This is a genomic window from Erysipelatoclostridium sp. DFI.2.3 (assembly GCF_019132535.1).
Lineage (GTDB): Bacteria > Bacillota_I > Bacilli_A > Erysipelotrichales > Erysipelotrichaceae > Clostridium_AQ > Clostridium_AQ innocuum.
Genome location: NZ_JAHOOJ010000011.1, coordinates 46,193 through 58,672, shown reverse-complemented (window position 1 = coordinate 58,672; position 12,480 = coordinate 46,193). Strand labels below are relative to the sequence as shown.

13 protein-coding genes and 1 tRNA gene are annotated in these 12,480 nt (G+C 45.4%); 12 read left to right on the top strand and 2 right to left on the bottom strand.

Going from position 1 to position 12,480, the window contains the following annotated elements; translation table 11 throughout:
• Window positions 1-87 precede the first annotated feature (87 nt).
• From KSZ58_RS12470 to KSZ58_RS12430, 9 genes are all read left to right on the top strand, one after another.
• Complete coding sequence (locus KSZ58_RS12470; RefSeq protein ID WP_008817463.1) at window positions 88-1,005, top strand: transglutaminase family protein; 918 nt, start codon at window positions 88-90, stop codon at window positions 1,003-1,005.
• A 12-nt stretch (window positions 1,006-1,017) separates the two neighbouring features.
• Entirely contained in the window at window positions 1,018-2,049 is a 1,032-nt protein-coding gene (locus KSZ58_RS12465) for a type II secretion system F family protein (RefSeq protein ID WP_008817462.1), read from the top strand.
• A complete protein-coding gene (locus tag KSZ58_RS12460; protein ID WP_008817461.1) occupies window positions 2,046-2,360 on the top strand; it encodes a hypothetical protein in 315 nt (104 codons plus the stop codon). Before KSZ58_RS12465 ends, KSZ58_RS12460 begins: the two co-directional genes overlap by 4 nt.
• The gene (locus tag KSZ58_RS12455) at window positions 2,357-2,818 is read left to right on the top strand and encodes a DUF4860 domain-containing protein (RefSeq protein ID WP_008817460.1); all 462 of its coding nucleotides are present in this window, start codon (window positions 2,357-2,359) and stop codon (window positions 2,816-2,818) included. Before KSZ58_RS12460 ends, KSZ58_RS12455 begins: the two co-directional genes overlap by 4 nt.
• 12 nt (window positions 2,819-2,830) lie before the next feature.
• Window positions 2,831-3,232 (top strand): hypothetical protein, encoded by a 402-nt coding sequence (locus KSZ58_RS12450; RefSeq protein ID WP_002610654.1) that lies wholly within the window; start codon window positions 2,831-2,833, stop codon window positions 3,230-3,232.
• Window positions 3,229-3,651 (top strand): hypothetical protein, encoded by a 423-nt coding sequence (locus KSZ58_RS12445; protein ID WP_002610656.1) that lies wholly within the window; start codon window positions 3,229-3,231, stop codon window positions 3,649-3,651. Before KSZ58_RS12450 ends, KSZ58_RS12445 begins: the two co-directional genes overlap by 4 nt.
• Entirely contained in the window at window positions 3,651-4,715 is a 1,065-nt protein-coding gene (locus tag KSZ58_RS12440) for a type IV pilus twitching motility protein PilT (RefSeq protein WP_008817459.1), read from the top strand. The genes KSZ58_RS12445 and KSZ58_RS12440 overlap by 1 nt, the downstream gene beginning before the upstream one ends.
• Window positions 4,716-4,866: 151 nt before the next feature.
• Window positions 4,867-6,576, top strand: a complete 1,710-nt coding sequence (locus KSZ58_RS12435) for an oleate hydratase (protein WP_008817458.1) — start codon at window positions 4,867-4,869, stop codon at window positions 6,574-6,576.
• 360 nt (window positions 6,577-6,936) lie between these two features.
• A complete protein-coding gene (locus KSZ58_RS12430) occupies window positions 6,937-7,278 on the top strand; it encodes a hypothetical protein (RefSeq protein WP_008817457.1) in 342 nt (113 codons plus the stop codon).
• A 438-nt stretch (window positions 7,279-7,716) separates the two neighbouring features.
• Here the strand turns inward: KSZ58_RS12430 and KSZ58_RS12425 are convergent.
• Both KSZ58_RS12425 and KSZ58_RS12420 read right to left on the bottom strand, forming a co-directional pair.
• A tRNA-Gly gene (locus KSZ58_RS12425) sits at window positions 7,717-7,790 on the bottom strand.
• Window positions 7,791-8,193: 403 nt separating this feature from the next.
• Complete coding sequence (locus KSZ58_RS12420) at window positions 8,194-8,871, bottom strand: TIGR00266 family protein (protein WP_008729216.1); 678 nt, start codon at window positions 8,869-8,871, stop codon at window positions 8,194-8,196.
• Between the two features lie 110 nt (window positions 8,872-8,981).
• On the opposite strand from KSZ58_RS12420, the gene KSZ58_RS12415 reads away from it, so the two are divergent.
• The 3 genes from KSZ58_RS12415 to metA all read left to right on the top strand — a co-directional run bounded on the left by KSZ58_RS12415 (window position 8,982) and on the right by metA (window position 12,249).
• On the top strand, window positions 8,982-9,932 hold the full coding sequence (locus KSZ58_RS12415; RefSeq protein ID WP_008819301.1) for a Gfo/Idh/MocA family protein: 951 nt from the start codon (window positions 8,982-8,984) through the stop codon (window positions 9,930-9,932).
• An 84-nt stretch (window positions 9,933-10,016) separates the two neighbouring features.
• Window positions 10,017-11,282 (top strand): O-acetylhomoserine aminocarboxypropyltransferase/cysteine synthase family protein, encoded by a 1,266-nt coding sequence (locus KSZ58_RS12410; protein WP_008819300.1) that lies wholly within the window; start codon window positions 10,017-10,019, stop codon window positions 11,280-11,282.
• Window positions 11,283-11,295: 13 nt separating this feature from the next.
• Window positions 11,296-12,249, top strand: coding sequence for a homoserine O-succinyltransferase (gene metA / locus KSZ58_RS12405; protein WP_002611466.1), 954 nt, complete (start codon window positions 11,296-11,298; stop codon window positions 12,247-12,249).
• The last annotated feature ends 231 nt before the right edge of the window (window positions 12,250-12,480 follow it).

Below are 12,480 nucleotides of genomic sequence, written 5' to 3'. Positions count from 1 at the left end.
CTGCTTTTCTCATTGTGGGCATATGGTAAGAAAGCTTTTCTCCTGATGAAAAGAATGCTATAATAATCAAAACAAGGAGAGAGCGGTATGAGCATGAAATTCAGACGTTTTCTATGCTTTCTGACAGCTCTGCTGCTGATCAGCGGTTGTGCAGGCAAGGAAGACGGTAAGAAGTATCCAAGCGAATATGAACCATCACCGAGTCCGAAAATGTCTGAGCTTCGTCTGCCCAGCAGCCCCGGAGAGCAGGTGGCTGTGGATTCCAGCGGACTGGTACAAATCGATTACAGCAATACAAGCAGCGGATATCTGCAGGCCAAGCTTTTGCACAAGCCTGAAAAAAGGATGCGCCTCCAGATAACCAAGGACGGTGTAGGAAACATCGCATATGATTTTACAAAGGAAAACGAATATGAAACCTTTCCCTTTGAGCAGGGAAGCGGAACATATCTGGTAAAGGTACTCGAAAATCGTTCCGGGAAAACCTATACGATCACATTGACCCTGTCAGTGGATGTCAAGCTTGAAAATGAGCGGATACCGTTTTTATATCCAAATCAGACGGTGAACTATGACAGTCATACAGCGGCTGTAAAAAAAGCCTTTGATCTGACGAAGGATGATGATACCGTATTGAAGCGGATTGCGACACTGTATAATTATGTTGTGGATAACATCAGCTATGATTCGAAAAAGGCGAAGGAAGTAGAGGATATTTATGTGCTTCCTGTCGTGGATGAAACACTGGAAAGCAAAAAAGGGATATGCTTTGATTATGCGGCTCTGCTTGCGGCGATGCTGCGCAGCCAGCAGATTCCAACCAGACTGGTAACGGGAAATACCACGATTGAGTATCATGCCTGGGTTGAGGTATATATTGAGGGAAAGGGATGGATCAATCCCGATATTCTGCTGCATGCAAAGAAATGGAGCCGTATGGATCCAACTTTTGATGCCAGTGACATTGATTATAAAGATGACTATGAAGATAAGTATTACTACTAGGAGGAAAACGGTATGACACATACAACATTACGCTCTGAGGAGATGTTTGATTTCTGTACCCAGATGTCGATGATTCTCGCAGGCGGACTATCTGTCGAGGAGGGGCTGGAAATTATAGGGGACGATACGGATAATCCGCATATGAAGGAGGCTGCCGCATGTCTGCTGGAAAAGGTACATGTCATAGGTTCCTTCAGCGCGGCGCTGGAAGAGGCTCCGTATTTCGACACGTATGCCAAGAAAATGGTTGAAATCGGGGAAATCAGCGGTCATCTCGATAATGTTATGAAGGAGCTGGCGCTATATTATGAGCGCAGCAGTGACCTGAAGCAATCCTTGAAGGAGGCACTGACCTATCCCTCGATTCTGTTATTGATGATGTGGGCGGTAGTCGGCATTATCGTATGGAAGGTTCTGCCAATATTTGAAAAGGTTCTTTTGCATATGGGAGCTGCCCTTCAGGGGACGGCCGCCTCCATGATGCGCTTTGGACAGCTGTTTGCCACAGCCTCCTTTATCATACTGACACTGTTCCTGCTGGGGGGGATTCTACTTGCAGTGACCTTTAGAAAATCAGGAGGTAAATCGTTCCTTTCCCATCTGTTTATGACAAAGCGGCTCTACCATAACATGGTCATGGCGAAAATGACCTATGCGCTGTCGCTGTTCATTACGAGCGGGTATGAAATGGAGGAGGCGCTGGGGTATCTTACGGATGTTGTCGGGGATGAGGCGGTTCAAAAGAAAATTGATGCCTGCCGCAGTGATATGCAGGAGGGGAAAAGCTTTTCGCAATGTCTGCGCGAGCAGGCGCTTTATCAGGGAGTATATGCGAGTATGATCATCACCGGCTTTCACAGCGGAAAAAGTGATGAGGTCATGCAGAAGGTGAGCACCCTATACGAGAAGGATGTGGATACCAGTATCTCAACCTTCCTGAATACCATTGAACCTGTCATTGTGATTGTTTTATCTGTAATCGTAGGAATCATACTGCTCTCTGTCATGCTGCCGCTGATGAGCATTATGTCATCCATCGGATGATGAAACATAAGAAAAAAATGCTGGGTCTGCAGCTTTTTATGTTCATGGGAATCCTGGTCATGCTCTATTACGGATTTTCGACAGCTGACAGCGGACTCAGCAGGGAGGATGCACAGCGTGCTAAGGAGGCAATTCAGAAGGCAGCACTGGAATGCTACAGTATCGAGGGCGCATACCCCCAGTCGCTGGAGTATCTGAAGCAGCACTATGGTTTGTATATACAGGAGGATGCCTATCGCATCCGCTATCATTACATCGGGGCAAATATCATGCCGGATACGGATGTGTATCCAAGGAGTGAACAGCCATGAAACAACGACATTCCATTGATATTTTGTTCTCTCTATCGTTATTTACTGTATTTGTAATCTGTGCGTTTCTGGTGCTTCTGTTTCAGACCGGAAGCTATCAGGCTATCATTAAGCAGGGGGAAGAGGTCGAGCGTATGCATACACCCCTGGCATATCTTCGCGCAAAAATTAGAAGTGCGGATGAAGACGGGGCCGTATCTGTGAGACAGCTGGAGGACACGGATGCGATTGTAATACACGATAAGAAAGAACGTATTGTTACCTATATATATGAATATGAGGGAAAGCTGCGGGAGCTGTATGCGAGTGAGGAAGTGAAGCCGATGCTTTCTGCAGGGACATCACTGTTTACCGTTTATGACTTTGAAGCACAGGAAAATGGAGGTCTGCTGCAAGTGAGCATCCACGATGAGCAGGGGAAAGCCAGCCGTATGATGATGGAGCTGAAGAGTGAGTAAGGAGGAAGCGCTATGCGGGAGAGTCATGCAAATAAATCGATATCGTTTCTGATGGAGCTCATCTTTGTGCTTTTCTTCTTTACCCTGGCGAGTGCGGTTTGTGTGCTCGTTTTGGGAACGGCAAAGGATAAAAATAATCTGGCTGCAGATACGCGGAATGCGCTGCAATATGGAGAAAATCTGGTGGCACAGCGAAAGATTCCCCAGGTACAGCAGGCAATGCAGAAGAAAATCTTTTACTTGGATGAGAACGGAAACCGGTCATCTTCGCAGGCAGGATATTATCGGGTTGAAATTGAACAGAAGAAAGCGGTTGAAAAAAGTGGTCGGGCACTTTGTGAGCTTTGTATTTACCGCGATGACAAAGAGCTTGTACGTCTTCCCTTTCTGCTGGAAGGGGGCGTTCAAAAATGAAGCTTGAAAAGCGCGGCGTGCAGATTGGTCTGGGAGCATCCAGTATCTTCATGATTTTCGTCGTTTTGTGTATGATGATCTTGTCAGTACTTTCGTACACACGCTCATTACAAAACGAAAAAATTGCACAGCGAGAGAAGCTGTATCAGGAGGCAGTTGCCAAAAGTGATGCGGGAGCACAGCTGCTGATTGATGAACTCCGGCAGTATCCAAAGCAAACCCTGCAGCAAAGTCTGAAACAAAGCAGGGTGCAGTCGCTGCTGCAGGAATATGCGATGAAAACGGATTGGGAGCAGGATGAGCTGCTTGTGACAATACCGGTTCAGGATGCACAGCAGCTGCAGCTGAGATTGCAGAAGCAGGGAAGTGCTGTTCATATAAAAGCATGGAAAACAATTACGAAGGGAGATGCACTGTGATGGTGACAATCGAACAGATGCTGAAGGAAGCAATCGCAAGGGATGCTTCGGATATATTTTTAGTAGCAGGGCATCCATATGCCTTTAAAATCAATGGAGAAATTCACTCCATGCAGGAAACCAGGCTGATGCCCAATGACACAGCTCAGCTGATTCAGGAAATTTATCAGTATGCGCTGCAGAATACCTATGAGGATTTTCTCAAAAAAAAGGATGATGATTTTTCCTTTTCCATACCGGATGTCGGGCGGTTTCGCTGCAATGTCTATCTGCAGAGAAATTCGCAGGCAGCGGTTCTGCGCGTTGTCCGCTTTGAACTTCCCGATCCTGTTGAATTGAATATACCACAGGTCATCACATCTCTTGCGGCGGTGAAAAAGGGAATGATTCTGGTAAGCGGACCGGCTGGGTGCGGAAAATCAACGACGCTCGCCTGCATCATTGATAAAATCAACGAAAGCCGCAACGTACATATCATAACGATAGAAGATCCGATTGAATATCTGCACGCCCATAAAAAAAGCATTGTTTCTCAGCGGGAGGTGTATCACGATACACAGGATTATTTAAACGCGCTGCGTTCTGCCCTGCGGGAAGCCCCGGAGGTCATACTGGTTGGAGAAATGCGGGATCTTGAGACGATCAATACGGCAGTTACTGCCGCAGAGACCGGACATTTAATTTTATCGACCCTTCATACCATGGGGGCAGCCAATACCATTGACCGCATGATTGATGTATTTCCAAGTGAACAGCAGCAGCAGATTCGCGTACAGCTGTCCATGACGCTGCATGCTGTTATCAGTGAACAGCTGGTGCCGGCCACGGATGGGGGTATCATACCTGTTTTTGAAATTATGATCGTCAATCCGGCGATTCGTACGCAAATCAGGGAAGGAAAAATTCATCAGCTGGAAAATTCCATGATTGCAGGAAGGGATCAGGGAATGATAACCATGGATGAGAGTCTTATGAAGCTGTATGAAGCAGGCAGAATTGATAAGGAAGCTGCACTGATGTATGCGAGTAACTCGGAACGCATGCGTAAAAAGTTAAATATGTGACGGCGAAGGCGCATGGCTTTCGCTTTTTTTCATATACTAAAAGAAAACAGACAAAGTATTAAAACTGTATAAATACACAGGCATGAAAACGCGCTATACTGAAACCAGATAGAAGTAGCATATGTATATCAAAACATAGGAGGAGATTTGTATGAAGAGACAGACAAAGAAACTTGCTGCAGGTGCAGCGGCTGCTGCAGCGGGTATTGCAGCAGCAACGGCAGTGCGTCATGTTACGAAGAAACGCGAACAGAGTGCCCAGAGCATGGTGAGCAGCGGAAGAGAAGGGGAACGGCAGGCCTATCTGATTGGCGGCGGTCTGGCTTCCTTATCGGCAGCGGCTTACCTTATTCAGGATGGCAGCTTTCATGGAGAGAATATTCATATCATGGAAGGGATGAGCATCCTTGGCGGAAGCAATGACGGTGCAGGGACGATGCAGAATGGGTTTGTCTGCCGCGGGGGCAGAATGCTGAATGAGGAAACCTATGAGAACTTCTGGGACTTGTTTTCCTCCATTCCTTCTCTGGACTGGCCGGGAAAAAGTGTGACCGAAGAAATATTGAATTTTGATCACCTGCATCCAACGCATGCGCAGGCCAGACTGGTGGATCGTTATGGCGTGATTCAGGATGTGCGCAGCATGCAGTTTAACAATACCGACCGCTTTCTGATGACAAAGCTGCTTGCAACACCGGAAGAAAAGCTGGATGATGTAACCATTGAACAGTGGTTTAAGGATAGTCCGCACTTCTTCACTACAAATTTCTGGTATATGTGGCAGACAACCTTTGCTTTTCAGAAATGGTCCAGTGCATTTGAATTCCGCCGGTATATGAATCGTATGATTCTGGAGTTTCCACGTATTGAAACGCTTGAGGGAGTAACCAGAACACCATACAACCAGTATGAATCTGTGATTCTTCCGTTAAAGGCATATCTGGAGGGCTTTGGTGTGGACTTCAGCATTCGTGCTGTTGTCGAGGATCTGGATTTTAAGGAAGACAGTGTAACAGTTACAGATATTCATCTCTTGGAAAATGGAAAACAGCGCACCATCCATCTGGAGGACAGTGATTTATGTATTATGACAAATGGCTGTATGACGGATTGTGCAACGCTTGGTGACTTTAAAACACCGGCACCTTATGAACCAAAGGATCCGATTTCAGCGCAGCTGTGGAAACGAGTTGCAGAAAAGAAGCCGGTTCTGGGCGATCCAACGCCATTCTTTGGTAAGCCGGAGGAGACCAATTGGGAGAGCTTCACTGTCACAATGAAAGGGAACAGGATGCTGAAAATGATTGAGCAGTTCTCCGGCAATATTCCGGGCAGTGGTGCACTTATGACCTTTAAGGATTCCAGCTGGCTGATGTCCATTGTAGTGGCAGCACAGCCTCATTTCAAGGCACAGGATGCCAATACAACAATTTTCTGGGGCTATGGCCTGTATACGGATGCGCTTGGTGATTACGTGAAAAAACCGATGCGGGAGTGCAGCGGTGAGGAAATCCTGATGGAGCTGATTCACCATCTGCATTTTGAAGAGAATACGAAGGATATCATGGAATCCGTAGTGAACGTCATCCCATGCATGATGCCGTATATCGATTCACAATTCCAGCCAAGAGCGATGAGTGATCGTCCGCTGGTTATCCCAAGCGGCTCTACCAATTTTGCCATGATTTCACAATTTGTGGAGATTCCGGAGGATATGGTATTCACGGAGGAATATTCTGTACGCGCAGCACGTATGGCAGTTTACGGACTGCTTGGTATTGAGAAGAAGCTGTGCCCGGTGACACCGTATCATAAAAATCCAAAGGTTCTCGCAGTCGCAGCAAAAACAATGCTTCGCTGATAAGTCCATACACGTTTAGAAAGCAGTTATCAGCAGTTGAAGCTTTCGCCCAACCTGCAGAAGATTGGGGTTACTGAAGATTTCTTCCTGCTTTGACGAAAAAACAACAGGATAAACAAAAAGGGTCACTTTCATCTTTTTTACGATGATATGGATCCTTTTTTCATGATTCTGGGATTTATCTGTTAAGAATTCTTCTCCAGATCGGTCTTCTGATGTTTAGAAGCAGAGACATGGCTGTGAGAAATTTGCCATTTGTGATTGTCCTGCAGCTCCATAAATTACAGATTACCTAAACATTGCAATACAATACTGCAGACATTCGATATAGTAAAAGGGAGGCAGCAGTAGGATCAGCTGATGTATACCTTTGATATTGAGGAATGCAGGTTAACGCTGCCACCGCAGATCAGCGAAGACTTTGACCTTTCGCAGATTATGTATGAAGTGCCAATGAGTATTGTGAAAGACGGTACGGTAGAGAGAGGAAGCATACCGGAATTCATACGCTTTTATAATGCGATGCTGTCCGGGGAACCGCATGGCTATTTCGAGATGAAAAAACGTAAAAAGGATGGTACCTGCTGCTGGTATTCCGCAAAGTATTCCATGATTTATGATAAAAGAATACGCTTTGTTTTTTTCATAAGGCACATCCTGATAAGAAAAAGCGAAAATCAAATGCTTCATGACTCCCGCTGATTACTTATCACCATTTTCAAATGAATTATACGGCATCTCCTTTGTTTTATAAACGCTTTCTGAAGGGCGAACATATCGCTTAGAAGGATAGAAAAGTTTGTGTTTAGAACTTAAAGCTCTGTAATATAAGAATAAAATAAGATGTGCATCAGCGTATTGATAGCGATGGCAGCATGTAGACAGCCTGCTTTTGCGCACTTTCTCTTATGCTGCATATTTCTGTATAAAAAAACGGTAGGGTTCTCTGTGATTTTTGAGTGGCTATAGAATCGGAAGCCTTTAAGGGCTGTATCTAGAAATACCCTTATCTGTAAAGGAAGCTACGCTTTTGTCTAAACACGCAGGTGTTCTTCAGTACAGCCATAAAGTTGGTCAAATCGTTGGTCAAGTTTTCAAAAAGCACAAAAAAAGCCGATAATTATCGGCTTATTTGATATATGGAGCGGGTGATGAGAATCGAACTCACGTAGTCAGCTTGGAAGGCTGAAGTTCTACCATTGAACTACACCCGCATCTCTTGATTGCTCTAATAATATACACTATTTTTTTAGTTTATGCAACACTTTTTTTAATTTTTTTCGTTTTTTTTACCGATAGGCTCCTATTCCTCTGTGAGAGCCTGTAAAAATACAAGAGATATCTTGGGGATTGATTTGTTATAGCCTGATACTCACTCACGTTATGGTTTTATGAGTTTCTCCAAATGTCAATGGTGAATATTGACCAAGGCATTACTTTTACCGGAAGAAAACCTCGTTACGATAGCTCTGATATACGCATATCCCTTTCAAATCTGTAAAAGCTGTTTATCTTGCTGTTTCCATCGTTTATACTGCAAGAGATTTGGATATCAACCACGGCCTGATAAAAACACCTTCTCATACACTTTTATGCAGCATATGAGAAGGTGTTTGGTTAATTTTTAGGCACCAGAGAAATTACACGGTCTGCCAAAACACTGAATGGCATTGTCTGCAGCCAGATTTTGCCGGGACCGCTTAACGTCGCAAGGAACATCCCTTCACCACTGAAAAACTTGTTTTTCAATCCCTTTACCGTTGTGATATCAAAGTGTACAGATTCCTCGAATCCGGCGATATACCCCTGATCCACCTGCAAGGTTTCACCGGGAGCCAGTGTTTTTTCGATGATATCTCCATCTATCTCAAGGAAGGCTGTACCGTTTCCTGTCAGCTTCTGTAAGACAAAGCCCTCACCGCCGAAAAATCCGGTACCCAGCTTTTTGCGGAAATGTGCCTGTAGATTCACACCGTCCTCTGCAGCAAGAAAGGCGTTTTTCTGAACAATGAGCGTCTTTCCATCATGCAGGGTAACCGGCAGAATCTTACCTGGAAAGCTGGAGCCGAAGGCGATTTCCGCATGGTCGTGACTGCTGGTATACGTGGTTAGAAAAATAGACTCGCCGGACATGGCACGTCCCAGTCCCTTCAGCAGCCCTCCACGGGTATTGGAATCCATAGAGAACCCTTCTTCCATCCAGCACATTCCACCGGATTCAGTAAACATTTTTTCCCCGCGATCCAGCTTGCAGACAACGGCCGGCAGCTGTCCGCCGATAATTTCATATTTCATTGAATCTCCTCCTGTCGTATGATATCTTTATTCTATCATAATTGGAAAATATTTACCTTTTCTATTATACAAAAGTGCGATAAAATTAGAGCAGAAAGTGAGGACATACGATGATACGTGTAGGAATTATGGGTCTGGGGCAGATTGCGCATCGAGTAGCTAAGGGAATCTGCTATGCAGAAAACGCAGAGCTGTATGCGGTTGGCTCACGCTCCTTAGAAAAAGCAGGGGAATTTCAGAGACTATATGGAGCTCAGAAAATTTATGACAGCTATGAAAGACTCCTGCAGGATCCGCAGGTGGAGATGGTATATATATGCACACCAAATCATTTGCATTTCGAGCATATTCAAAACGCTTTGCGCCATGGAAAGCATGTTTTATGTGAAAAGCCGCTGGTGGCGAATGCTGAGCAGCTAAAGGAGTGCTTTGAGCTGGCACGCAGCAGCAATCTGTTTCTGATGGAAGCAGAAAAGACATTATTTACGCCGCTGAACAGAAAACTCAAGCAGCTGGTGAAGGAAGGAGTGATTGGACAGCTGCGGTATGTGGAGGGCAGCTATTCCTATCCAATCGATCTTTCAGAAATGGAGGAGGATCACTGGTGCTTCTCTAAAGAAGCAGGCGGCAGCGTCTATGATGTCGGTGTGTATCCGATCTGTTATGCGAACTGGTTTTCCGATGGATGTATCTCTGACATTCAGGCGGTCAAGGATTGTGCAGCAGGGGGCTATGATATGTTCACACAGGCATTGCTCACCTACGATAACGGCGTAATTGCCAGTGTGCGCAGCGGCTGGAAGCAGTGGATGGATAACCGCGGAGTGTTGTATGGCAGTAAGGGAAGCATTGAGACAGAAAACTTCTGGAAGAATACCCGAGCGATTCTAAAAAGGGATGGTATCTGTACCCCCATCGAGGTTGACATGAAATCCGACTTTACCGGAGAGGTGGAGCATGCGGCGGCATGCATACAGCAGGGGCTGCTGGAGAGCCCGATTCTGGGAGAGCGGCAGAGCATGGAAATTATGAAAGTTCTGGAATATGTGAAATCTCTTTAAAATTTCTGAAAGTTTTTCATTACGGATTGAATAATTTTCATAAAAATAGTAAAATAATACGCAGTGAAAGGTGAGGTAATTGTAATGAAAATTGAATCGAAATGTCTGCATGCAGGCTATGAACCGAAAAACGGAGAACCTCGTGTTCTGCCGATTTACCAGAGTACGACCTATAAATATGACTCTACAGACTTTGTCGGACAGCTGTTTGATCTGACAGCGGAGGGACACATGTATTCCCGTATCTCCAATCCGACGGTGGATGCGGTAGAGAAAAAAATCGCAGCACTGGAGGGTGGTGTCGGAGCACTTTGTACAACATCCGGACAGTCCGCAACCTTCCTTGCTTTAATGAATGTGCTGGAAAGCGGAGACCATCTGGTTGCTTCCTCTACCATTTACGGAGGTTCAGTCAATCTGTTGTCTATCACCTTCCGAAAATTCGGCATCGAAGTGTCCTATGTGGATCCGGATGCGGCTGCAGAGGAAATCGAAAAGCTGATTCGCCCGAATACGAAAGCGGTATTTGGAGAGATTATGGCAAACCCTGCCATGAATGTACTGGATATTGAGAAATTTGCCAGTGTCGCACATGCACATGATATTCCGCTGTTTGTCGATAATACCTTTGCGACGCCTGTCCTGTGTCAGCCGTTTCGTTTCGGTGCGGACATCGTCATTCACAGCACAACAAAATATATGGATGGACATGCCCTGCAGATTGGCGGTGTTATCGTTGACGGGGGAACCTTCAACTGGGCAAACGGCAAATTCCCGGGTCTGAGCACACCGGATGCCTCCTATCATGGTATCGTGTATACGGATACCTTCAAGGAAGCAGCTTATATCACCAAGGCCAGAGTTCAGCTGATGCGTGATCTGGGCTGTTATCCGGCTGCGCATTCTGCATTCCTGTTGAATCTGGGGCTGGAAACGCTGGCAGTCCGTATGGAACGTCATTGTGCGAATGCACAAAGAACGGCTGAATTTCTGGAATCACAGGACGCGGTGGAATTTGTAAACTATCCGGGTCTCAAGCAGAATAAATATCACGCCCTGGCACAAAAATATCTGCCGAAGGGATGCTGTGGCGTTATTTCCTTCTCCATCAAGGGAGGAAGAGAGCGCGCAGCTGCTTTCATCGATCATTTGAAGATGGTATCTCTGGAAGTCCATGTTGCGGATATTCGCACCTGTATTCTGCATCCGGCAAGCTCAACACACCGGCAGCTTACGGATGAACAGCTGGTAAACTGCGGTATCACACCGGGATTGATTCGACTGTCCTGCGGGATAGAGCATATTGATGATATCCTGGAAGATTTAACACAGGCGTTCGCACAGATATAGGAGATGAAACAGCATGCCGATCAATATACCGAATGGCCTGCCAGCCAAGCAGATTCTGGAAAGTGAAAAAATCTTTGCACTGGAAGAGGATGTAGCTAGAAAGCAGGATATCCGCCCGCTGAGAATTGTTATCCTCAATCTGATGCCAAAAAAAATTGAAACGGAAACACAGATTCTGCGTCTGATATCCAAATCCCCATTACAGGTGGATATCGATTTTATGATGGTCAGCAATCATGTTTCCAAAAACACGAGTGCTGATCATCTGTTGAAGTTCTATGATGATTTTTCGACGCTGAAAAAGAACCGTTATGACTGTTTGATTATAACCGGTGCACCGGTGGAGCATCTGGAATTTGAGGATGTCGATTACTGGGACGAGCTTTGTGAAATCATGGAATGGAGCAAAACTCATGTGTACTCCACGCTGCATATCTGCTGGGGTGCACAGGCAGGATTGTATTATCATTATCATATTCAGAAGCATTTGATGAAGCAGAAGGTATTTGGTATTTATCCGCAAACGTTATGTGATGAATACAATTTTCTGACAAATGGCTTTGATGAAATACATTACACGCCGCATTCCCGCCATACTGCCATTGATGAACATGCACTGGCTAAGCAGGAAGCCCTTGAAATTTTATCCCGCTCGGATGTAACCGGCAGCAATATTGTTGCGACCGGAGATTTCCGGGAAATTTATATCCTGGGGCATCTGGAATATGGCAAGGAAACACTGGCGCAGGAATATTTCCGCGATCTTTCGCAGGGTAAGGAAATTCAGCTTCCCTTTAATTATTTCCCTGAGGATGATCCACAGCAGGAGCCTGTTTTAACATGGCGTTCTCATGCAAATCTGTTGTATCGCAACTGGCTGAATTACGTATATCAGATGACACCGTATGACCTGCAGGAATTAAGTGCTTATAAACAAGAACATAACGTGGCTGCAGCGTCTGTATGAATAGAAATAATATCCTGATATGATACAGGGTATACATGCCATGGAGATCCAGTGCCTTGTGTGTTGTAACAGGCTTAAGGTGCAGGCCGTTTTCACAGAGAACTGCGTTTCTTGAAAAATACAGGAAGTCAATGAACGATGAGTTTAAACAGCCTGTTAATCGAAACATCTATCTGCAGTCACCGAGCGAATGGGTAGAAACCAAGCTTTGATTGGATGATTTCTATCCTT